This is a genomic window from Streptomyces sp. NPDC037421, assembly GCF_055602105.1.
Genome location: NZ_JBVJWV010000006.1, coordinates 71,309 through 92,741, shown reverse-complemented (window position 1 = coordinate 92,741; position 21,433 = coordinate 71,309). Strand labels below are relative to the sequence as shown.

Below are 21,433 nucleotides of genomic sequence, written 5' to 3'. Positions count from 1 at the left end.
TGGCAGGATGTCTGAGCAGCGCTTCGGAGAGTTCGTGGCGGTGCGGCGGCACGGTGACGGCGACGTGGTCGCCGAGCTCGTGCTGGACCGGCCGAAGGCGATGAACGCCGTCTCCACGGAGATGGCGCGCTCGATCTCCGCCGCGTGCGCCGCGCTCGCCGCGGACCCCGGCGTACGGGTCGTCGTACTGACCTCCACCCATGAGCGCGCGTTCTGCGTCGGCGCGGACCTCAAGGAGCGCAACTCCTTCTCGGACGCCGATCTGGTGCGCCAGCGTCCCACCACCCGGGGGGCGTACGGGGGCGTGCTGGAGCTGCCGATGCCGACGGTCGCGGCGGTGCACGGCTTCGCGCTGGGCGGCGGCTTCGAGCTGGCACTGGCCTGCGACGTGATCGTGGCCGACGAGACGGCCGTGGTCGGGCTGCCCGAGGTGTCGGTCGGAGTGATCCCGGGCGGCGGCGGTACGCAGCTGCTGCCGCGCCGCGTCGGCGCGGCGCGGGCCGCCGAGCTGATCTTCACGGCCCGCCGGGTGGAGGCGGCCGAGGCCCTGTCCCTGGGCCTGGTCGACGAGGTCGCCCCGGCGGGCGGGGACCGCGCGCGGGCCCTGGAGCTGGCCGCGGCGATGGCGGCGAACTCCCCCGTCGGGCTGCGCGCCGCCAAGCGGGCGCTGCGGCTGGGACACGGGATGGACCTTGCGGCGGGGCTGGAGATCGAGGACGCGGCCTGGCGGACGGTGGCCTTCTCGGGGGACCGGGCGGAGGGAGTGGCGGCCTTCAACGAGAAGCGCAAGCCGAACTGGCCGGGGGAGTAGTCGGCGGCTGCCCGGAGCGGCTACTTGGGGTGACCTTCGGTCACCCCAAGCGGGGCTAACTATCACTAAATCGGATAAAACTCCCTAGTCTGGGGTGATGGGAGTTGACGGGCGGCTTCGGGCCGTCGTGGCACTCGCGCAGGCCATGGCGGCGGCCAGCGCGCCGCGGGACAGCGTCCGGGCAGCCGCGCGGGGTGCCCGGCTGGCGATGGACGGCTCGTTCGCCGCGATCTCGGCCTGGGAGCGCGAGCGGGGGCGGCTGCGGGTCCTGGTGAACGAGGGCGAGCGGCGGGCCGGGGAGGAGGAGTTCCCCGAGGACGAGTCCTATCCCGTGCACGACTTCCCCGAGATCACCGAGTTCCTGCACGAGCGCTGGGCGGGCGGCGGCGGCCCGCACGCCTGGGTCGAGAGCGCCGTCGGCGACCGCCCGGGCCGCCGCGGCGACGCCCTGCGCCGGCGCGGACGCGGGACGTGCGTGGTCGCGCCGGTCGTGCTCAGCGGGCGGGCCTGGGGCGAGCTGTACGTGGCCCGGGACGAGGGGCTGCCGGACTTCGACGAGGACGACGCGGAGTTCGCGGCGGTGCTGGCGGCGGTGGTGGCGGCCGGGCTCGCGCAGAACGAGCGCCTGGAGGAGGCCCGGCGCCTCGCCTTCACCGATCCGCTGACCGGCCTGGCCAACCGGCGGGCCGTGGACATGCGGCTGGACGAGGCCCTGGAGGAGCACCGGCGCAGCGGGGCGGTGGTGAGCCTGGTGGTGTGCGACCTGAACGGCCTCAAGCGGGTCAACGACACCCTGGGGCACGCGACGGGTGACCGGCTGCTGGAGCGGTTCGGGTCGGTGCTGAGCCTGTGCGGGGCGATGCTGCCGGGGGCGCTGGTCGCGCGGCTGGGCGGGGACGAGTTCTGCCTGGTCAGCGCGGGGCCGTCGGCGGACGAGGTGGTCCGGGTCACCGGCGAGGTGTGCGTACGGGCGGCCGAGCTGGAGCTGGGCGAGGGGGTGGCGTGCGGGGTCGCCTCCACGGGGGACCCGATCGGGCCGGTGAAGTCCTCGCGGCGGCTGTTCCGGCTGGCGGACGCGGCGCAGTACAAGGCGAAGGCGGCGCGGTCGGCGGAGCCGGTGGTCGCGGGGCGCGACACGGCGGTGGTCCGCCTGGCCGACGCCGCGGCCGCCCGCGAGGGCCGCGGGGAGCGGCGCCGCTTCCGGGGTCGGCAGTAGGGGGCGGGGCGGGGGCGGGCCCGCGCCGCAGAGTGCGTGGCGCCGCGCCCGCACCGCACCCGGGCGCCAGGCCGTGGACCGTGGGTGCGGCGGGTTGGAAATGGAGGGGTGACATGAAGGGATTCAGTCCGTAGGGTGCTGAATATGGATATGCACACTGTCGTGGTGGGGACGTCCGGGACCACCGCCGAGGACGTCATCGCCGTCGCCCGCGGCAACGCGCGGGTCGAGCTGTCCGCCGAAGCGCTGGAAGCGCTCGGCCGCGCTCGCGAGATCGTCGACGCGCTCGCCGCCAAGCCCGAGCCCGTCTACGGGGTCTCCACCGGCTTCGGGGCGCTCGCCTCCCGGCACATCAGCCCCGAGCTGCGCGCGCAGCTCCAGCGCAACATCGTCCGTTCGCACGCCGCCGGCATGGGCCCGCGCGTCGAGCGGGAGGTCGTCCGCGCCCTGATGTTCCTGCGTCTGAAGACGGTGGCCTCCGGGCACACCGGCGTGCGGCCCTCGGTCGCGCAGACCATGGCCGACCTGCTCAACGCCGGGATCACCCCCGTCGTCCACGAGTACGGCTCCCTCGGCTGTTCCGGCGACCTCGCGCCGCTCTCCCACTGCGCCCTCGCGCTCATGGGCGAGGGTGACGCCGAGGGCCCCGACGGCACCGTCCGCCCCGCCGGCGAGCTGCTCGCCGAGCACGGCATCGAGCCCGTCGAGCTCCGCGAGAAGGAGGGCCTCGCCCTCCTCAACGGCACCGACGGCATGCTCGGCATGCTGGTGATGGCCCTCGCCGACCTCGACACGCTGTACAAGTCCGCCGACATCACCGCCGCGCTGACCCTGGAGGCGCTGCTCGGCACCGAGAAGGTGCTCGCGCCCGAGCTGCACGCCATCCGCCCGCACCCCGGCCAGGGCGCCTCCGCCGCCAACATGGCCGCCGTGCTGAAGGGCTCCGGGCTCACCGGGCACTTCCAGGAGGAGTCCGCCCCGCGCGTGCAGGACGCCTACTCCGTGCGCTGCGCCCCGCAGGTCGCCGGCGCGGGCCGCGACACCATGGCGCACGCCGCCCTCGTCGCCTCCCGGGAGCTGGCCTCGGCCGTCGACAACCCGGTCGTGCTGCCCGACGGCCGCGTGGAGTCCAACGGCAACTTCCACGGCGCGCCCGTGGCGTACGTACTGGACTTCCTGGCCATCGCCGCCGCGGACCTCGGCTCCATCGCCGAGCGGCGCACCGACCGGCTGCTCGACAAGAACCGCAGCCACGGTCTGCCGCCGTTCCTCGCGGACGACGCCGGCGTCGACTCCGGTCTGATGATCGCCCAGTACACGCAGGCCGCCCTGGTCAGCGAGATGAAGCGGCTCGCCGTGCCGGCGTCCGCCGACTCCATCCCCTCCTCCGCCATGCAGGAGGACCACGTCTCCATGGGCTGGTCGGCGGCGCGCAAGCTGCGTACCGCGGTCGACAACCTGACCCGGATCGTCGCCATCGAGCTGTACGCGGCCACCCGCGCCATCGAGCTGCGCCACGGGCTCACCCCGGCGCCGGCCAGTCAGGCCGCGATCGCGGCGGTGCGGGCCGCGGGCGTCGAGGGCCCCGGTCCGGACCGCTTCCTCGCGCCGGACCTGGCCGCCGCCGACGCCTTCGTGCGCGCGGGCGGGCTCGTCGCGGCCGTCGAGCCGGTGACCGGCCCCCTCGCCTGATCCGGAGCGGGAGCAAGGGCAGGAGAAGGGCCGCACCCCGTTGGGGGGTGCGGCCCTTCCGCTGTGTCTAGAGGCTGCGGGAGCGGCGTACGGAGAAGGCCACGAAGCCCGCGCCGAGGCCCAGGCAGAGGGTGCCGCCCAGCACGTAGGGGGTGGTGTCGACGCTGCCGGTGTCGGCGAGCGAGAGGACGGTGATGCCGGCGGGCCGTTCGTCGGAGACGCCGGCGATGGTCCCCGTGCCCGTACCGGTGCCGGTGCCGGTGCCGGTGCCGGGGTCGGCGTCGCCGTCGTCCGTGCCGGTGCCCGAGACGGTTCCGGTGTTGGCGGCGGCGGGCGCGCCCGGGGTGCCCTCGGACAGGCCGGGGGCGGTGGCGTTCGCCGACGGGACGAACCAGAGGGCGGCGAGGAGGGTGGTCGCCCCGAGGGCGGTGAGCAGAGGTCGACGTGCGGACACGGTGCGATCCCCCTTGCGGAAGCAGCGAATTGGCCGTGTGCGCAGATGCTAGTGAAAGGGGCGGGTCGCGGGAAAGTCGAGGCTGTCGCGGGCTTACTCTCCGTCGTATGAACCCTTCTGATGCATCACGATACGTACGACTTCGGGTGGATTTGGTGCTGGAGGTGTCGGACTCCGACGCCCTCATCGGCGCGGCCCTCGCGCACATCAAGGCCGACGAGTTCATGCCGGACGAGGAGCGCGCGCACGCGGAGTCGGCCGTCATGGAGGACGAATCGGAGGCCCTGGCCTACCTCGTCGACCCCACCGACCTGGTCGCCGAGCTGACCGGAGTCGAGCTGGCGCAGGCCTCCTGGAGCAGTGAACCGGTCGAATACGACCCCGAGTCCCTGGAGTGGGACCTCGACGAGGAAGATGGTGCTTTCGAAGAAGGGGCCGACAACGCCTGACCGTGGGGTTGCACACATTCGAACGGAATGTGGAACCGAACCGCGTCGTTAACGCGTTGTCAGGACGAGCAGGGGGCGTCGCCCCCTGCCCGGCCCGATCCCGGGATCGCAGCCCGGGGTTTCACGGCAACGATGGAGTGACGTGTGAGGACGTACAGCATGCGGCGGAGAAGGTCCCTGGTGGCCGTGTCCGCCGTACTCGGTGGCGTACTGATGCTTTCGGCCTGCAATGACGGGGGCGGCGAAAAGTCTCAGGGCAGCTCGGAAGCGGGCAAGTCGCAGGCGGAGGTCGACGCGGCTGCGGCCAAGGACGCCTCCAAGGCCCGAATAGCCATCACGCCCAAGGACGGCTCCACCAATGTCCCGCTGAACGACGGGACGAACGTCGCCGTCACCGACGGCACGCTCACGAAGGTCGAGCTGAAGAGCTCCGACGGTTCGGCCGTCACGGGCAAGATCGCCGCCGACGGCAAGAGCTGGAAGCCGGACGCCGCGCTGAAGCGCTCCACCAAGTACGCCCTCGCCGCGACCGCGAAGGACGAGGCCGGGCGCGAGGCGCACGAGAACGCCTCCTTCACCACCCTCTCCCCGGAGAACAGCTTCGTCGGCTCCTTCGTGCCGGAGGAGGGCGAGACGGTCGGCGTGGGCATGCCGGTCTCGATCACCTTCAACAAGCCGATCAAGGACCAGAAGGCCGTCCAGGCGGCCATCAGCGTCACCTCCAGCAGCGGCCAGGAGGTCGTCGGCCACTGGTTCGGCAACCAGCGCCTGGACTTCCGCCCCGAGCAGTACTGGCAGGCGAACTCCACCGTCACCCTGAAGCTCGCCCTCCAGGGCGTCCAGGGCGCGCCCGGCATCGTCGGCGCGCAGAACAAGACCGTCACCTTCAAGATCGGCCGGAGCCAGGTCTCCACCGTCGACGTGAAGGCGAAGACGATGACGGTCACCCGTGACGGACAGGTCCTCAAGACCATCCCGATCTCGGCCGGTTCCCCCGAGAACCCCACCTACAACGGCCAGATGGTGATCTCCGAGAAGTTCAAGGAGACCCGGATGGACGGCTCGACCGTGGGCTTCACGAACAAGGAGGGCAAGGGCGAGTACGACATCAAGGACGTCCCGCACGCGATGCGGCTGTCCACGTCCGGCACCTTCATCCACGGCAACTACTGGGGCGCCGACTCGATCTTCGGCAAGGTCAACACCAGCCACGGCTGTGTCGGTCTGAACGACGCCAAGGGCGCCAACGACCCGAACCAGCCCGGCGCCTGGTTCTTCGACAACTCGCTCATCGGCGACGTCGTCACCGTGGTGAACTCCCCGGACAAGACCATCAAGCCGGACAACGGCCTCAACGGCTGGAACATGTCGTGGGCCGAGTGGAAGGCCGGCCCGTCGGCCTGACGCCACGGCAGCGGTACGGACGGACGGCGGGGAGCCCGGAAGGGCTCCCCGCCGTCCGGCGTTTGAGGGGCGCGCAGCGGCTCGTCCTGGACCGCGGCGGGGAGATGGCCATGGTCGCGGCGGTCACCCCGGCCGGGGAGGTGGCCGCGTACACGGTGCTCGTGCGGCCGGACCCGCAGGGCCCGCGCGCCCTCCAGTACGACACCGTCGTCGTCCCCGGCCACCGGGGCCACGGCCTGGGCCGCGCGGTCAAGCTGCGCATGGAGGCGTACGCCGCCGAGCACCTCCCGGGGCTGCGCCGCATCGGCACCACGGTGGCCGACGAGAACGCCCCGATGCTGGCCGTGAACGAGTCCCTCGGCTACCGCCGCGAACGCGGCGCGGGCCTCTTCCAGCTCACGCTCTGATCCCTACGCCCTCTGATCCCTACGCCCGGTCTTCGGCGGGCCGCTGGGCCGACACCGGGGACACCGGCGGAGCCGTCCAGGACGACAGCAGCCGCAGGGCGTCCGCCGAGGGCGAGCCCGGCTCGGCGTGGTAGGTCACCAGGAACTGCGCCGGGTCGTCGGGCAGCGTCAGCGTCTCGAAGGCCAGCTCCAGCTCGCCCACGATCGGGTGCCGCAGCCGCTTCACCCCGTGCGTCTTGTCGGCCACCGTGTGTGCCGCCCACAGCCGGCGGAACTCCTCGTTCTTCACCGACAGCTCCCCGACCAGCGCGGACAGCCGCTCGTCGTCGGGGTGCTGGCCCGCGTACAGCCGCAGGTTGCTGACGACCTCGCAGGCCCGGCACTCCCAGTCGGCGTACAGCTCGGCCGTCGCCGGATCCAGGAACACCAGCCGCACCAGGTTCCGCTCCGCCGCCGGCAGCGCCCCGAAATCCCCGAAGACGGCCGCGGCGAGCGGGTTCCAGCCGATCACGTCCTGCCGCCGCCCCACCAGGTACGCCGGTACGCCCTCCATCGCCGCCAGCAGCGTGCGCAGCTCCGGCCGGACCTGCTGGGGGCGGGCCGGGCGGCCGGCGCGGCGGGTGCGGGGGCTCGCGAGGTGGTTCAGGTGCGCCGACTCGGTGCCGCTCAGGCGCAGCGCACGCGCGATGGCGTCCAGCACCTCCGCCGACACGTTCTGGCCGTGCCCCTGCTCCAGGCGGGTGTAGTACGCCACCGACACCCCGGCCAGCTGCGCCAGTTCCTCCCGGCGCAGCCCCGGCACCCGGCGCCGACGCCCGTGGTCGGGCAGGCCCACGTCCGCGGGGCGCAGCCGGGCTCGGCAGCTGCGCAGGAAGTCCCCGAGTTCGGCTCGCTGATCAAGCTGGTCCATACCGCAAGTATCCCCGGCGCGCGCGCCCCGAGCGGGGCTCAGCCTGACCCCGTCAGGGGTAGGTCCAGCAGTCCTAGGCTCGACAGGGGGCTGGGTGGGCCGCGCCGGGAGGGGCATCGTGGGGACGTCGCAGAACGGACGCCCCGGCCCGCCCGCCACACAGCGGACCGCCCCGCCGGGCGTCCTCGTCCGAGGAGAGCACCCCATGTCCGTCACCCAGGCAGCCGCCTACGCCGCCCCCGCCCCCAAGGCTCCGCTGGAGCGCACCACGGTCCCGCGCCGCCCGGTCGGTGAGCACGACGTACTCATCGAGATCAAGTTCGCCGGCATCTGCCACTCCGACATCCACCAGGCCCGCGACGGCTGGGGCGAGGGCATCTTCCCGATGGTCCCGGGCCACGAGATCGCCGGTGTCGTCACCGAAGTCGGCTCGGGCGTCTCGAAGTTCGCGGTCGGCGACCAGGTCGGCGTCGGCTGCCTGGTCGACTCCTGCCGCGAGTGCGAGTACTGCCTCGCCGGGCAGGAGCAGCACTGCGTCCGGGGCGCGACCGGCACGTACAACGCCCTCGACCGGAACGGCGAGCCCACGTACGGCGGTTACTCCACGCACCTCGTCGTCGACGAGAACTACGCCGTCCGCATCCCCGAAGGGCTCTCCCTCGAGGTCGCCGCGCCGCTGCTGTGCGCCGGCATCACCCTGTACTCGCCGCTCAAGCACTGGCAGGCGGGCCCCGGCAAGAAGGTCGCGGTCGTCGGCCTCGGCGGGCTCGGCCACATGGGAGTGAAGATCGCCGCCGCGCTCGGCGCCGAGGTGACCGTCCTGTCCCAGTCGCTGCGCAAGAAGGACGACGGCCTGCGGCTGGGCGCCGCGCACTACTACGCGACCAGCGACGAGGCCACCTTCGAGGAGCTGAAGGGCCGCTTCGACCTGATCGTGTCCACCGTGTCCGCGCCGCTCGGCCTGGACCGGTACCTGTCCCTGCTGCGGGTCGGCGGCGCGCTGGTGAACGTGGGCGCGCCCGAGGAGCCGGTGGAGCTGAACCTGTTCTCCGTCATCGGCGGCAACAAGACCCTCGCCGGGTCGATGATCGGCGGCATCGCCGAGACGCAGGAGATGCTGGACTTCTGCGCGGAGCACGGCCTGGGCTCGGACATCGAGGTGATCCGCGGCGAGGACATCAACGACGCCTACGAGCGGGTCCTGTCCAGTGACGTCCGCTACCGGTTCGTCATCGACGCCTCGACCATCTGATCCGCCGCCCGCCCCAGCGCCTCCCGCAGCCTGTCCCGGGCGGCCGTCTGCACGGCGATCCGGGCCTCCAGGACGGCGAGCCGCTCCCGGGCCACCGCCAGCCCCTTGGCCGACGGCGGCCCGGCGGCCACGTCCCCGTCCAGGCACGGCAGGAACACCCGTACGTCCTCCAGGGTGAGCCCCGCCTCCAGCAGCACCCTGATGTTGCGGACCCGTACGGCGGCCCGCTCCTCGTAGACCCGGTAGCCGTTCGGCGCCCGCTCGGAGGAGATCAGCCCCGCCCGCTCGTAGTGGCGCAGGGCGCGGGCGGTGGTGCCGGCGGCCGCGGCGAGTTCCCCGATCAGCATGCGGTCATGCTGTCAGGCCGCCGAGGCGCCCCCGTCCACCGGGACCACGGCCCCGGTCAGGAACGAGGCGGCCGGGTCCGCGAGCCGGCACACCGTCCAGGCGACCTCCTCGGGCCGGCCGACCCGCCCCAGCGGGGTGCGCGCCACCTGCCACGCCCGCACCTCGGCGGCCCGCTCGGGGCTGAGCCCCTGGTGGTCGCCGATCGGCGTGTCCACCGCGCCGGGCGCGACTCCCACGACCCGGACGCCGCGCGGGGCGAGCTCCACGGCCCAGCTGCGGGTGAGGGTGTCGAGGGCGGCCTTGGTGGCGGCGTAGACGGAGGCGCCGGGCCAGCCCCGCTGCCCGACGGCGGTGCTGACGTTGACGACGACCCCCGCCCCGGCGGCCTCCAGCGCCGGCAGGGCGGCCTGGGTGAGCAGCACCGGCGCGACGAGGTTGGTGCCCACCTGCGCGGCGACGTCGCCGCCGCTCACCCCGCCGAGGGCGCCGGCGCGCACGATCCCGGCGTTGTTCACGAGCACGTCGAGCCGGCCGTGCTCCGCCAGGACCCGCTCCACGATCCGCTCCGGCCCGCCGGGGGCGCTCACATCGCCGGCGAGCGGCCGGATTCCGGGATGGCCGCCGGCGCTCTCGGTGAGTGCCGACGCCCTCCGTCCGACCACCACCACCCGCTCACCGGCGGCCGCGAAGGCCCGCGCGGTGGCCCGCCCGATCCCGGTCCCGCCGCCGGTGACGAGGACGACCCGCTGCTCACTCGCTCTGTTCTCCATGCCCCGATGGAACAACCCTGCCGCCAGCGGCAAGGTCAAGCCCGGGGCGGTCCGGGCGGTGGCGCAGGGCCGTCACTCCGCCGCGGCCACCCCGATCGGGCAGGAGACGCCCGTGCCGCCGATGCCGCAGTAGCCGCCGGGGTTCTTGTCGAGGTACTGCTGGTGGTACGGCTCCGCAGGCCAGAAGGGGCGGTCCTCGGCGGGGAGGACGGCGGTGGTGATGTCGCCGTGGCCCGAGGCCGTCAGGACGCGCTGGTAGGCCTCGCGGGAGGCTTCGGCGGCCGCCTGGTGGGCGGGGGAGTGGGTGTAGACGGCCGAGCGGTACTGGGTGCCGACGTCGTTGCCCTGGCGGAAGCCCTGGGTGGGGTCGTGGGACTCCCAGAAGAGCTTGAGGAGGGTGGAGTAGGCCACCTGCGCCGGGTCGAAGACCACGCGGACGACCTCGGTGTGGCCGGTCTGGCCGGAGCACACCTCCTCGTACAGCGGGTTTTCGGTGTAGCCGCCCTGGTAGCCGGCCAGGGTGGTCCACACCCCGGGGGTCTGCCAGAACTTGCGCTCGGCGCCCCAGAAGCAGCCCAGGCCGAAGTCGGCGACCTCCAGGCCCTCCGGGTAGGGGCCGGACAGCGGGTTGCCGAGGACGGTGTGGCGCTCGGGCAGCGAGAACGGCGCTTCGGCGCGGCCCTTCAGGGCCTCCTCGCGGGTGGGGAGCTCGGGCGTGCGGCGGTACGAGAACATGGATTCCCTCCTTGTGGGAGGGACAACGGTCGGGGGGGGGGGGGGGGGGGGGGGGGGGGGGGGGAGGGAGGAGGGGGGGGGGGGGGGGGGGGGGGGGGGGGGGGGGGGGGGGGGGGGGGGGGGGGGGAGGAGGGGGGACCCACAGACCCCCCCCCCCCCCCTCCCACCACCCCCCCCCCCCCCCCCCACCCCCCCCCCCCCCCCCCCCCCCCCCCCCCCCCCCCCCCCCCCCCCCCCCCCCCCCCCGCCTCCGCCGGGGACTACGCGTCCGGCGTGGTCACGTTCACCGCCCAGTCGCGGGCGTACAGGTAGCGCTGCTTCGGCGACCCGGCGTACGTCCACGGCACGGCGCCGATGTGCCCGTCGACGTGGCGGAACTGTTCGACCGCCTCCGCGTCCCGGTCCTGCCAGAACAGCAGGTAGGCCAGCATGTGCCGCATCCGCGGGGTCCCGGGGTGCTCGTTGCCGGCGGCGGCCAGGTCGGCGAGTGCGGCGTCGGCCGCGGCGACGATCTCCGGCTCCTTGTAGTACGTCTCCGGCAGGAGGTCGTCCTCGTACGTCTCCTGCTCGAAGTACGCCATCAGGGGGAGCAGGGTGAGCAGGTCGCCCGGCTCGCCGGCGGCCGCCGACTCGCGGGCGAAGGCCATGGCCAGCTCGTGCGAGCCCTGCCACTTCGCGCACCAGTACTGAAGGCCCGCGACGTGCGACCACAGCACCCGCGGGGCGCGCTCGGTGATGCGTTCCCACAGCTCCCGGTAGCGCTCGTGCGAGTAGCCCAGGCCCATGCCGATGGCCTGCTCGACGACGTACGGGCCGGGGTCGGCGGGGGCGGCCAGCTTCTGCGCCTCGTGCGCGTCGGCCTGGGCCTTGGTCAGCAGCTGGTGGAAGAGCCGGAACTGCTCCTGGGTGGTGCGGCTGCCGGACTGGCTGCCGCGTACGTTCCAGGCCACCATCACGCTGGTGTCGGCGTTGACGAGGGCCGCCGTGGCGTCCCCGGGCCGGGCCGCGCGCCAGGCCAGCAGCCAGGCGTCGTCCTCGGCGGCCGCCTCGGCCAGCGGGCGCACCCGCTCCAGCCGCTCCTGCCAGTCCTGCCCGGCGTCCTCGACGTACGCGGCGGCCGCCTCCCAGTCGCCCGAGCGGACGGCCTCCAGGACGGCGAGCCGCCCGGCCGGGACCGGCGCCGGGTTCTCGGTGTCCAGGTCGGCCTCCGCGACGAAGCCCAGCGCGACGACCGCGGCCGCCTTGCGGGCCTCAGCGTCGGCCTCGACGGCCTCCGTCTGCGCGTTCAGGGTGCCGATCTCGGCTTCCAGGCGCTTGGCCTTGCGGATGAGGTACACCCCGCGCAGGACCCAGCAGGCGGCGGCCAGCAGCAGGACGCCGATGACGACGAGTACGACGGTCACGGGGCGAGCACCAGCTTCCGCAGGAGTTCGGTGTCGGGCAGGTCGGCGACGGCCGCGTCCAGGGCGGGGCCGAGCTCGTCCTCGAAACCGGGGACGGGGTAGGACAGGGCGGCCGAGTCCGACCAGGACAGCTCCCAGCGGGCGGCGCCGCGGGCCAGCAGCTCGACGGTGACGAGCTGGCCGAGGGCCCGCCGGACGACCGGGCGGGCGAACTCGCGGGCGGTGCGGCCGGTCGCGGCCTGCGCCTCCTCGGACTTCGGGAAGCGGTCGGCGATCCGCCAGCGCACCGCCGGGTCGGCGTCGATCGAGTCCAGCAGGTCGCCGAGGCCCGGGCCGGCGCCCTCGGCGGTGAGGGCCTCGCGGATCTCCTCCGCGCCCCGGCCGACGTAGGTGGTCATCGACTGGTGGACGAGCTCGTCCCAGTCCACGCGGGTGAGCGCGAGTGCCTCGGGGGTGAGGACGACCTGCTCCAGCGCGGCCAGCGCCTCCTGCGGGGCGGCGAGCAGCTCCAGGGCCGGGCGGGCCGCCTGGCCGGCGCGGCCGTCGTCGGGCAGGGCCTCGATGCGGGCCACGCGCTCGGCGAGCGCGGGGTGGGAGTCGTACGGGGAGGCGGGCTCGGTGGACAGGTCCCTGCGCAGGTCCTCCAGCTCGCCGGAGCGGGCGTCGAGCAGCTGCCGGAGTCCGCCGAAGACCTGGCCGGGGCGCGGCAGCAGGCCGGCGCCGACGCCGAGGGTGGCGTACGAGCTCATGTAGAAGCCGTGCGCCGAGTCGAGGGCGTTCAGCTCGCGCAGCGCGGAGGCGGCGGAGTCGCGGCCGGCGACGCGGACGGAGGCGAGGTCGGCGGCCAGCTCCTGGCGGCGCGAGGAGGACAGCGTGGCGCGCATGTAGAAGGCGGCGTAGAAGGTGTAGACCGCCGCCATGGCGCGGTACGAGAAGCCCGCGCCGTCGGTGTCGATCTCCTTGGCCTTCTTGCCCTTGGCGATCCGCTTCTCGGCGCGCTTCTCCTGCTTGGCGCGCTCCTTGGCCTCGGTGTTGTCCGCGCGCTCCTCGAAGTGGCGGATGGTGCGCACGATCTGGGCGCGGCCGCGGGCGATCAGCGGGGTGAGGCGGGTGTCGAAGTTGGCGTAGTGGCCCATCTCGTGGGCGAGCACGGCGCGCAGCTGCATCTCGTCCAGGCCCGTCATCAGGGGCAGGCCCAGGTAGAGGCGGCGGGTGCCGGACACCAGCCCGAGCAGCCTGGAGTCCTCGGAGACGGCGGCGTTGACCTCGTCGATCAGGAGGATCTCGTCGGGGGCGCGGGTGCCGACCTCGTCGGCGATCTCGCGTACGGCCCGCCACAGGGCGGGCTCCTGCGCCTCGGTGACGCGGACGCCCGGCATGGGGTCGGCCTTGGGGGTGCGGAGCATGAACATGCCGCGCACGATCGGGATGGCGAGGACCACCGTGCCGATCAGGATCTTGCCGGCGATACCGCCGTGCAGCCAGCTGAAGACCGCCCAGTCGATCAGCCCGAGGATGGCGAGCAGGAACACGCTGAGCAGGTAGAAGCCGGCGAGCAGGACGAGGGCGCGCAGAGCGCGCAGCGAAGCGCCCATATGGATGGGGTCCCCCACAGGATGGTGCGGTTTTTGACGCGCACATGGTGCAATGTTTACGCGCACCTTATGGCCCGGCGCCGACGGGCCGGGAGCGGGGGTGCCGGTATCCGCAGCGGGGGCGAGGGGTGAGGGGCGCACGCCGCCCCGCCCCTCACCGTCGCGGGTCAGTTCGGCAGCGTCGCCGGGGAGCCGCCGTTGGCCTCGTAGCCGGCCACCGCCATCGCCCGGGCCACCGCGTACGCGGCCGCCGGTTCCTCCGAGGCCGACCAGGGCAGGGCGCCCACGTACCCGTCGACGTGCCGGACCTGCTCCATGGCCTCCGCCCAGCGCCCCATGCTCACCAGGAACCACATCAGCAGGTGCCGTACGTGCGCCAGCATCGGGTCGTCCGCCCGCGCCTGGTGCACCGCGTACAGGGCCCCTTCCACTGCCCGCGAGACCACCGCGGTCTTCCCGAAGTCGCTCACCATGACCATGTCGGGCATGTTCTCGTACACCGAGAACAGCGGCAGCGCCGCCAGCAGCGAGCCCTGCGGGGCGCGGGCCGCGGCCGTCTGCGCGAAGGCGTCGGCCTTCTCCCGGGAGCCGTGCCACTTCTCGCACCAGTAGTGCAGGGCGGCCAGGTGCGCGCCCATGTGCTCCGGCGCCACGTCGATCACCCGGGCCCACAGCGCGTCGAACTCCGCCTCCGAGTACCCCAGCCCCCGCGCGATCGCGAGCTCCGTGATGACGGGGACCGGGTCGCCGGGCGCCAGCAGCGACGCCTTTCGGCAGGCGTCGCGGGCCTCCTCCAGGATGATCCGGTGGTCCTGCGAGCCCACCCCGCCCGAGGACCGCCACGCCTGCTGCACCAGCAGCTCCGCGTGCACCTGCGCACCGCCCGCGTCCTTCTCCGCCTCCAGCCGCCAGGCCTTCAGCCACTGCGCGCCGGCCCCCGGCCGCTGCGCCAGCTCCAGGGCCGCCGCGCCGCCGAATGCCTGCACGCGCTGCCAGCGCCGCTCGCCGTCCTTCGGGGTGCCGGCGAGCAGCGCGGACGCGGCCCGCCAGTGGCCGGTGCGCTGGACGTTCTCCAGAGCGTCCATCAGGTCGTGGTCGGGCCCGGGCACCCGGACGTCCAGCTCTTCCTCGCGTGCGAACCCGTAGTCCGCGGGGTCGGCGGCGTCGGGGCTGCCCGGCGCGACCAGGGTCAGACCGCCCCGCCCGGCCCGTCTGAACGAGAAGAACACGGCGACGGCCAGGGCCAGCCCCATCAGGACCCAGATAATCTGCATACCGCCAAGCGAACCAGACCCGGCGGCCGAATGGCGAACGGCCCGCTCCGCCCACCCCGTCCGCGCGCAGGTCAGCGCACGGTCAGGCCAGGAGAGGACCGCGGGGCTGACGGGGCATAGCATCTGCCTCATGAGCGACGACAGCCACGAGCACCAGAGCTTCGAGACCCGCGCGATCCACGCGGGCAACACGGCGGACCCGCAGACCGGCGCGGTCGTACCGCCCATCTACCAGGTGTCCACCTACAAGCAGGACGGCGTGGGCGGACTGCGCGGCGGCTACGAGTACAGCCGCAGCGCCAACCCGACCCGTACCGCGCTGGAGGAGAACCTCGCGGCGCTGGAGGGCGGCCGGCGCGGCCTCGCCTTCGCGTCCGGGCTCGCCGCCGAGGACTGCCTGCTGCGTACGCTGCTCTCCCCGGGCGACCACGTGGTCATCCCCAACGACGCCTACGGCGGTACGTTCCGCCTCTTCGCGAAGGTCGTCTCCCGCTGGGGCGTGGAGTGGTCGGTGGCAGACACCTCCGACGCGGACTCGGTGCGCGCCGCCCTCACCCCGAAGACCAAGGTCATCTGGGTCGAGACCCCCTCGAACCCGCTGCTGGGCATCACCGACATCGCGATGGTCTCCCAGATCGCGCGCGACGCCGGCGCGAAGCTGGTCGTCGACAACACCTTCGCCTCCCCCTACCTCCAGCAGCCGCTGGCGCTCGGCGCCGACGTGGTCGTGCACTCGCTGACCAAGTACATGGGCGGCCACTCCGACGTCGTCGGCGGCGCCCTGGTCACGGCCGACGAGGCCCTCGGCGAGGAGCTGGCCTACCACCAGAACGCGATGGGCGCGGTCGCCGGGCCCTTCGACTCCTGGGTCGTGCTGCGCGGCATCAAGACGCTGGCCGTGCGCATGGACCGGCACGCCGAGAACGCGGCGAAGGTCGTGGAGGCGCTCAAGCGCCACCCGAAGGTCACCAAGGTCCTCTACCCGGGCCTGCCCGAGCACCCGGGCCACGAGATCGCCGCCAAGCAGATGCGCAACTTCGGCGGCATGGTCTCCTTCCAGGTCGCCGGCGGCGAGGAGGAGGCCGTCGCGGTCTGCGGCCGCACCAAGATCTTCACCCTGGCCGAGTCCCTCGGCGGCGTCGAGTCCCTCATCGAGCACCCGGGCCGGATGACCCACGCCTCGGTGGCCGGCTCGGCCCTGGAGGTCCCCGCGGACCTGATCCGCGTCTCCGTCGGCATCGAGAACGCCGACGACCTCGTCGCGGACCTCGTCCAGGCCCTCGGCTAGGACTGCTCCGCCCCCGCCGCCGCCCCTGGAGCGCTACCAGCCCAGGGGCGGCGACACGTCGCTCGGCGGGACCACCCACGGGCGGGTCAGCGCCGCCCACACCGTGAAGGCCACCGCCGCCGCCCACAGCAGTGCCCAGCCGAACCGGCGCAGGGCCCGCCGACGGCGCAGCAGCCGCCTGCCGTGCGCCCGGGCCGCCGCCGCGAGGTCGGCCGGGACCGCCGGGTGCGGACCGTCGAGCAGCTGCCTGACCTGCGCCTCCTTGCGGTCGAGGGGGCTCATGCCGCCTCCGGGGCGGCTTCGGAGCGCAGGACCGCCACCGCCCGGTTGCACACGGCCTCGACCCGCTCAGGCGGCAGCCCCAGCTGCGCGGCCGTGACCTCCTCCGCGACGCCCTCGTAGATCCGCATCACCAGCACCAGCCGCTCCAGCGGGCCCAGCGGCGCGAGGACCCCGCCGCCCGCGGGGAGCCGGCGGGCGGCGCGGGCGTACGCGGCGCACAGCTCGGCGCGGGTGTGGTCGTACGGGTCGTCGTCGCGCAGCCGCGCCCAGTGCGCGTACGTACGGGCCAGCGCGCCCGCGAGGATCCGCCGGGCGGCGGGAGCCGCGTCCGGGGGCTCGGCCGTCAGCAGGGCGGCGACGTGCAGCAGCCGCCCCGCCGCGCCCGCGACGAAGGCCTCGAACTCCGCATCCCGCCCCGAACGCCGGTCCACAGCACACATGGTGGGGCCGGTGCCACCACCCGGGTCAAGGGGTCGGACACGGCCGGATCCGACGCGTCGGCGCCCGCCGGGTCAGGAGGCCGGGCCACCCTCGGAGGCGGCGGACATCAGCTCCGACAGCGAGCCGTTGAAACGGGTCAGCAAGGCGGTGAACACCTCGCGCTCGTCCTCCGCCCAGCCCTCCGTCACCCGGGCCATCAGCTCGCGCCGCGAGGAGCGGACCTCCTCCAGGCGGGCCAGCCCGCGCGGGGACAGCGCGAGCACCACGGCCCGGCCGTCCTCGGGGTGCGAGGTCCGCTTGACCAGGCCGCTGTCGACGAGCGGGGCGACCTGGCGGGTCACGGTGGACGAGTCGATGCCCATCCCGCCCGCGAGCGCCTTCACGCCCATCGGGCCTTCCAGGTCGAGCCGGTTCAGCAGCAGGTACGCGGCCCGGTCCATCGAGTTGCGGGCCTGGCCGACGCCGCCCAGGCGGGTCTGCTCGGCCCGGCGGGCGAAGACGGCCACCTGGTGCTGGAGCGCGTCGAGGAGTCCGGCTCCGGCGGGCGCTTCGGCCGCCGTGGGCAGGTCGGAACTGGCCGGGATCGAGGGCATGGCCGTGGGCTCTCTTCGCATGGGGCCGACAGGGATGGGGGACAGAGTACGCGGCCCTGCGGCGCCTCGTACGCCGCGTTTGATAACTGATACGGCCCGTCGTGGCGCCCGCCGGGGGTGTGTCCCGCATGGCGAGATTTCGCCGCTTGTGTGCCCCTTATGCGCCCCTTGTGAGGCCCTCGCGAGGCCCCGCGCGGTCGCCGCCCCGGCACGGCGCGCCCCTCGCGCGCCGCCCCGCCCGCGCTCCGTCCGTCCCTGAGCCGGGGCCCCCGCGGGCTGCGAGACTGGCCGCATGAACTACCGCGTGCCCGTGCCCGTTCCGCAGGTCATCCTCGACGACGTCCGGGGGGCCCAGAAGATGCTGTCGGGCGTGTCCCGGGTGACGCCGATGGAGGGCAGCCGGCACCTGTCGGCCCTCACGGGCTCCCCCGTCCACTTCAAGTGCGAGAACCTCCAGCGCACCGGCTCCTTCAAGCTGCGCGGAGCGTACGTGCGCATCGCGGGCCTGCGTCCCGAACAGCGCGCCGCCGGGGTCGTCGCCGCCAGCGCGGGCAACCACGCCCAGGGCGTGGCGCTGGCCTCCTCCCTGCTCGGGGTCCGCTCCACCGTGTTCATGCCGGTCGGGGCCCCGCTGCCGAAGATGGCCGCCACCCGGGAGTACGGCGCCGAGGTGCGCCTGCACGGCCAGGTCGTCGACGAGACCCTCGCCGCCGCCCAGGAGTACGCCGACCGCACCGGGGCGGTGTTCATCCACCCCTTCGACCACCGCGACATCATCGCCGGCCAGGGCACGGTGGGCCTGGAGGTCCTGGAACAGTGCCCCGAGGTGCGCACCATCCTCGTCGGCATCGGCGGCGGCGGGCTCGCCGCCGGCGTCGCGGTCGCGGTCAAGGCGCTGCGCCCGGACGTGAAGGTGATCGGCGTGCAGGCGGCGGGCGCCGCCGCGTACCCGCCCTCGCTGCGGGTCGGGCACCCGGTGTCGATCGAGAACCCGAACACGATGGCGGACGGCATCAAGGTCGGCCGTCCCGGCGACGTCCCCTTCGCGATCATCGGGGAGCTGCTGGACGACGTACGGACCGTGTCCGAGGACGCCCTGTCCAGTGCCCTGCTGCTCTGCCTGGAGCGGGCCAAGCTGGTCGTGGAGCCGGCCGGGTGCAGCACGGTGGCGGCCCTGCTGAGCGAGCCGGAGCTGTACGGGAGCGGCCCGGTGGTCGCCGTGCTGTCGGGCGGCAACGTCGACCCGCTGCTGCTCCAGCGGATCCTGCGGCACGGCATGGCGGCGGCGGGCCGCTACCTGTCGCTGCGGCTGCGGGTCGCGGACCGGCCGGGGGCCCTGGCGGGGCTGCTGGCGGTGCTGTCGACGGTGGACGCCAACGTGCTGGACGTCAGCCACGTACGGACCGACCCGCGGCTCGGGCTGACCGAGGTCGAGGTGGAACTGCAACTGGAGACGAAGGGTCCCGAGCACTGCGCGGAGGTCGCCCGCTCCCTGCACGCGGCGGGCTACCGGGTCATGGACTGACGCCGGGGACGCACGCGAGCCCCCGCCGGACCCGGTCCGGCGGGGGCTCGCGCACAGGTGTGCGTAGGGGGGTGATCAGCCGTTGAAGGGCTTGACGGCCAGGATCTTGACCGTGGCCTTCTTGCCGTTCGGCAGCTCGTACTGGGCGTCGTCGCCGACCTTCTTGCCGTTCACGCCGGCGCCCAGCGGGGACTGCGGCGAGTAGGTCTCGAAGTCGGAGGACGCGTACTCGCGGGAGGCCAGCAGGAACTCCAGGGTGTCGTCCTCGTCGCCGTCGAAGGCGATCGTGACGAGGGTGCCCGGCGCGACCTCGCCGTCGGAGGCGGGGGCCGTGCCGACCTTGGCGTTCTCCAGGAGCTGCGTGAGCTGGCGCACGCGCAGCTCCTGCTTGCCCTGCTCCTCCTTGGCCGCGTGGTAACCGCCGTTCTCGCGCAGGTCGCCCTCCTCGCGGGCAGCCGCGATCTTCATGGCGATCTCCGTGCGGGCGGGACCAGAGAGGTAGTCCAGCTCGGCCTTCAGCTGGTCGTACGCCGCCTGGGTCAGCCAGGTGACGCTCTCGCTCGTCTGGGTCACGGGTGCTCCTCGTCGGTACAGGGGACTACAAAGCCGCCAGCGGCGGGCGAAACCACGAGCCTAACAATTCGGGAAGAAAAGGGGGAGGACACCATGTGTATGAAGTGTGTCATTGGGTCCGGGGGGCGCGCACGGCCTCCCAGGCGGCACTGGTGCCGAAGTACGTGTCGTACAGGTCCTGGACCTCCAGCAGGCTCTCCGGCGGCACCTTTCCGTACCTGATGCGCTCCAGGTGGCGGAAGTACTCGAACCGCTCCACCCCCGGGGTGATGACCACCAGCATCTCGGCGCTCTCCCCGGGCGCGGCGGCGAAGGCGTGCTGCTGCCCCGGCGGCACGATGACCAGGTCGCCGGCCTCGGCGGTGACCACCTTGTCACCGGCCAGCAGCTGGGCCGTCCCGTCGATCATGTAGAACATCTCGGCGGACCGGCCGTGGTGGTGCGGGCGGGCGCCGTCGGAGCCCGCGTGCAGGCTCACGCGCATGGTGGACAGGAACCCGCCGCCCGTGGAGCTGTCGGCCAGCAGGCGCAGGGAGGAGTCCGGCCCGTAGTGGATCTCCTCCGCTTCGGCGGCGCGGACGACCACGGAGTCGTCGAAATCCGGGATGAAGAGTGACATGTCGGCTCCTGGTGCTCCTGGTGCTCGGATGACGGAACACCCCAGTCGATACCCCCCGGGGCGCGCGGCGCACGCCCCGGGCGGCCGTCTGTCACGTTCCCGGGCGCTCGAAGTTGGTCAGCACGCAGCCCTCGACCTGTGCCTTCTCCAGCCGGTAGCCGGCCGGCGCGGTGAAGCCGGTCTCGCAGTTCAGGTACAGGAACTGGAGCTGGTACAGACCGCCGCGGACGTTCTTGTTGTTGGTCTCCACGGCGATGTTCGTACCGACCAGCAGCTTGCTCGCGGTGGCCTTGAGGCGCCCGTCGTCCTTCAGGTCGGCCAGCTGCGCCGCCTTGGCCTTGGTCTGGAGGGTCTTCATGTCGGAGACGGTGTCCAGCCAGTTCAGGTTGTGCGCGCGCCGCTCCCCGCCGAGCTCGCCGCAGACGGCCCGCTGCTTGACGCCCCACGAGCGGGGGCTGCCGTCGACGACCGGCATGTAGTCGATCGACTGCACGTGCTCGTCGGTGACGGTCATCTTCGTGCAGTCGACCGTGTGCGGGCTGACGAGCTTCTTCAGCTCGGCGATGCTGCCCGCGCTCGGCAGGCCCAGGCTGCCGGTGGCCGGCTGGCCCGGCTCCGCGCTCCCCTCGGTGGAGGGGTCGCGGACCGCCCCGCGGTGGGGGCTGCCCTGGCCGTCGGGGCTGTTGACGTAGTCGGTGAGGAAGCACCCCTCGACCAGGGCCTTCTCCTTCTTGAAGCCCTCCGGTACGTAGACGTTGGGGTTGCAGCTCAGGATGCGCAGGTCGGAGTTGGGCGGGTCGACCAGGGACACGGCGGTGGCGGTCTTGAGCGCGGTCAGCGCGAAGGTCTTGCCCACGACCGTGCGGCTGGCGAGGTCGGTGTCGTCCCGGCCCTCGGCGAGCAGCTTCGCGGCGTGGTCCTTGGCGGCCTGCTGGAAGGCCTTCATGTCCGGGGTCAGGAAGAGGACGATCTCGCCCCGCGCCTTCTTGTCCGTGCAGACGCCGCGCTCCGTGATGGACCAGTCCCCGGCGCCGATGAACCCGCTGAGCGGCACCCGGCCGTCGTTCGGGTCGGTGCTCAGGTTCTCGCAGGACGTGTACTGCTGTACGTGTGCCTGCGCCCCGGCCAGCGTGGCGGGCGCGGAGCCGGCGGCCGTGGGGGAGGCCGGGGCGGAGGCCCCGGCGGTCGCGGCGGCGCTCGCGGCGGGCGGGCCCGGCTTGGCGGGGTCCTCGCAGGCGGTGGCGAGGGTGGTGAGCGCGGCGAGGGCCGCGGTCGCGGCGGATATCCGCTGGAGGCGCATGGGTGTCTTCCGTCGGGCTGGACAGGGGCGCGGGGGAGTGGCATGTCCATGCTAGGCGGCACCGATGGCCATGATCAAAGAAGCCGGGCCGG

At 73.6% G+C, this 21,433-nt stretch carries 23 protein-coding genes; 9 read left to right on the top strand and 14 right to left on the bottom strand.

All coding sequences use genetic code 11. The features are described 5' to 3' along the window. Positions 1-7 precede the first annotated feature (7 nt). The 3 genes from ACZ7IF_RS11470 to hutH all read left to right on the top strand — a co-directional run bounded on the left by ACZ7IF_RS11470 (position 8) and on the right by hutH (position 3,719). Positions 8-811, top strand: coding sequence for an enoyl-CoA hydratase/isomerase family protein (locus tag ACZ7IF_RS11470; RefSeq protein ID WP_470967243.1), 804 nt, complete (start codon positions 8-10; stop codon positions 809-811). Positions 812-908: 97 nt separating this feature from the next. Next, positions 909-2,027 (top strand): GGDEF domain-containing protein, encoded by a 1,119-nt coding sequence (locus ACZ7IF_RS11465; RefSeq protein ID WP_470967237.1) that lies wholly within the window; start codon positions 909-911, stop codon positions 2,025-2,027. Positions 2,028-2,177: 150 nt separating this feature from the next. Beyond that, positions 2,178-3,719: a histidine ammonia-lyase gene (hutH, locus tag ACZ7IF_RS11460; RefSeq protein WP_470968170.1), complete on the top strand. Its 1,542-nt coding sequence runs from the start codon at positions 2,178-2,180 to the stop codon at positions 3,717-3,719. A gap of 67 nt (positions 3,720-3,786) precedes the next feature. Here the strand turns inward: hutH and ACZ7IF_RS11455 are convergent, their stop codons facing one another. Then, entirely contained in the window at positions 3,787-4,173 is a 387-nt protein-coding gene (locus tag ACZ7IF_RS11455; RefSeq protein ID WP_470967232.1) for a hypothetical protein, read from the bottom strand. A 146-nt stretch (positions 4,174-4,319) separates the two neighbouring features. Here ACZ7IF_RS11455 and ACZ7IF_RS11450 point away from each other — a divergent pair, with 146 nt between their 5' ends. The 3 genes from ACZ7IF_RS11450 (at position 4,320) to ACZ7IF_RS11440 (ending at position 6,433) form a co-directional block, all read left to right on the top strand. Continuing rightward, positions 4,320-4,622 carry a hypothetical protein gene (locus tag ACZ7IF_RS11450; protein WP_470967227.1) on the top strand — a complete coding sequence of 101 codons (303 nt, stop codon included), beginning with the start codon at positions 4,320-4,322 and terminating at the stop codon, positions 4,620-4,622. Between the two features lie 159 nt (positions 4,623-4,781). Further along, positions 4,782-6,026 (top strand): L,D-transpeptidase, encoded by a 1,245-nt coding sequence (locus ACZ7IF_RS11445; RefSeq protein ID WP_470967222.1) that lies wholly within the window; start codon positions 4,782-4,784, stop codon positions 6,024-6,026. 62 nt (positions 6,027-6,088) lie between these two features. Beyond that, a complete protein-coding gene (locus tag ACZ7IF_RS11440; RefSeq protein WP_470967219.1) occupies positions 6,089-6,433 on the top strand; it encodes a GNAT family N-acetyltransferase in 345 nt (114 codons plus the stop codon). Positions 6,434-6,452: 19 nt separating this feature from the next. On the opposite strand, the gene ACZ7IF_RS11435 is transcribed toward ACZ7IF_RS11440, so the two are convergent. Then, on the bottom strand, positions 6,453-7,343 hold the full coding sequence (locus ACZ7IF_RS11435; protein ID WP_470967215.1) for an MmyB family transcriptional regulator: 891 nt from the start codon (positions 7,341-7,343) through the stop codon (positions 6,453-6,455). A 205-nt stretch (positions 7,344-7,548) separates the two neighbouring features. On the opposite strand from ACZ7IF_RS11435, the gene ACZ7IF_RS11430 reads away from it, so the two are divergent. Continuing rightward, the gene (locus tag ACZ7IF_RS11430) at positions 7,549-8,595 is read left to right on the top strand and encodes an NAD(P)-dependent alcohol dehydrogenase (RefSeq protein ID WP_470967210.1); all 1,047 of its coding nucleotides are present in this window, start codon (positions 7,549-7,551) and stop codon (positions 8,593-8,595) included. On the opposite strand, the gene ACZ7IF_RS11425 is transcribed toward ACZ7IF_RS11430, so the two are convergent. The 6 genes from ACZ7IF_RS11425 to ACZ7IF_RS11400 form a co-directional block, all read right to left on the bottom strand. Further along, positions 8,562-8,942 (bottom strand): MerR family transcriptional regulator, encoded by a 381-nt coding sequence (locus tag ACZ7IF_RS11425; RefSeq protein WP_470967204.1) that lies wholly within the window; start codon positions 8,940-8,942, stop codon positions 8,562-8,564. The genes ACZ7IF_RS11430 and ACZ7IF_RS11425 overlap by 34 nt on opposite strands. 12 nt (positions 8,943-8,954) lie before the next feature. After that, complete coding sequence (locus tag ACZ7IF_RS11420) at positions 8,955-9,713, bottom strand: SDR family NAD(P)-dependent oxidoreductase (protein WP_470967199.1); 759 nt, start codon at positions 9,711-9,713, stop codon at positions 8,955-8,957. 72 nt (positions 9,714-9,785) lie between these two features. Further along, positions 9,786-10,448, bottom strand: coding sequence for a peptide-methionine (S)-S-oxide reductase MsrA (gene msrA / locus ACZ7IF_RS11415; protein WP_470967194.1), 663 nt, complete (start codon positions 10,446-10,448; stop codon positions 9,786-9,788). Between the two features lie 260 nt (positions 10,449-10,708). Next, on the bottom strand, positions 10,709-11,851 hold the full coding sequence (locus ACZ7IF_RS11410) for a hypothetical protein (protein ID WP_470967188.1): 1,143 nt from the start codon (positions 11,849-11,851) through the stop codon (positions 10,709-10,711). After that, complete coding sequence (locus tag ACZ7IF_RS11405) at positions 11,848-13,446, bottom strand: M48 family metalloprotease (protein WP_470967185.1); 1,599 nt, start codon at positions 13,444-13,446, stop codon at positions 11,848-11,850. The genes ACZ7IF_RS11410 and ACZ7IF_RS11405 overlap by 4 nt, the downstream gene beginning before the upstream one ends. 167 nt (positions 13,447-13,613) lie before the next feature. Beyond that, on the bottom strand, positions 13,614-14,720 hold the full coding sequence (locus ACZ7IF_RS11400; RefSeq protein ID WP_470967181.1) for a hypothetical protein: 1,107 nt from the start codon (positions 14,718-14,720) through the stop codon (positions 13,614-13,616). A 130-nt stretch (positions 14,721-14,850) separates the two neighbouring features. Between ACZ7IF_RS11400 and ACZ7IF_RS11395 the strand changes: the two genes are divergently transcribed. Continuing rightward, positions 14,851-16,008: a cystathionine gamma-synthase gene (locus tag ACZ7IF_RS11395; protein WP_470967178.1), complete on the top strand. Its 1,158-nt coding sequence runs from the start codon at positions 14,851-14,853 to the stop codon at positions 16,006-16,008. A 33-nt stretch (positions 16,009-16,041) separates the two neighbouring features. Here ACZ7IF_RS11395 and ACZ7IF_RS11390 read toward each other — a convergent pair whose 3' ends face one another. The 3 genes from ACZ7IF_RS11390 to ACZ7IF_RS11380 all read right to left on the bottom strand — a co-directional run bounded on the left by ACZ7IF_RS11390 (position 16,042) and on the right by ACZ7IF_RS11380 (position 17,324). Then, a complete protein-coding gene (locus ACZ7IF_RS11390) occupies positions 16,042-16,290 on the bottom strand; it encodes a hypothetical protein (protein ID WP_470967175.1) in 249 nt (82 codons plus the stop codon). Continuing rightward, positions 16,287-16,730, bottom strand: coding sequence for an RNA polymerase (locus ACZ7IF_RS11385; RefSeq protein ID WP_470967171.1), 444 nt, complete (start codon positions 16,728-16,730; stop codon positions 16,287-16,289). The genes ACZ7IF_RS11390 and ACZ7IF_RS11385 overlap by 4 nt, the downstream gene beginning before the upstream one ends. 72 nt (positions 16,731-16,802) lie before the next feature. Next, positions 16,803-17,324: a MarR family winged helix-turn-helix transcriptional regulator gene (locus tag ACZ7IF_RS11380; protein WP_007266115.1), complete on the bottom strand. Its 522-nt coding sequence runs from the start codon at positions 17,322-17,324 to the stop codon at positions 16,803-16,805. Positions 17,325-17,616: 292 nt separating this feature from the next. Here ACZ7IF_RS11380 and ilvA point away from each other — a divergent pair, with 292 nt between their 5' ends. Next, entirely contained in the window at positions 17,617-18,849 is a 1,233-nt protein-coding gene (ilvA, locus tag ACZ7IF_RS11375; RefSeq protein ID WP_470967160.1) for a threonine ammonia-lyase, read from the top strand. Between the two features lie 75 nt (positions 18,850-18,924). On the opposite strand, the gene greA is transcribed toward ilvA, so the two are convergent. From greA to ACZ7IF_RS11360, 3 genes are all read right to left on the bottom strand, one after another. Continuing rightward, on the bottom strand, positions 18,925-19,422 hold the full coding sequence (greA, locus tag ACZ7IF_RS11370; protein ID WP_470967155.1) for a transcription elongation factor GreA: 498 nt from the start codon (positions 19,420-19,422) through the stop codon (positions 18,925-18,927). A gap of 109 nt (positions 19,423-19,531) precedes the next feature. Continuing rightward, positions 19,532-20,041, bottom strand: coding sequence for a cupin domain-containing protein (locus tag ACZ7IF_RS11365; RefSeq protein WP_470967152.1), 510 nt, complete (start codon positions 20,039-20,041; stop codon positions 19,532-19,534). Between the two features lie 91 nt (positions 20,042-20,132). Then, entirely contained in the window at positions 20,133-21,341 is a 1,209-nt protein-coding gene (locus tag ACZ7IF_RS11360) for a hypothetical protein (protein ID WP_470967146.1), read from the bottom strand. Positions 21,342-21,433: the final 92 nt, after the last annotated feature.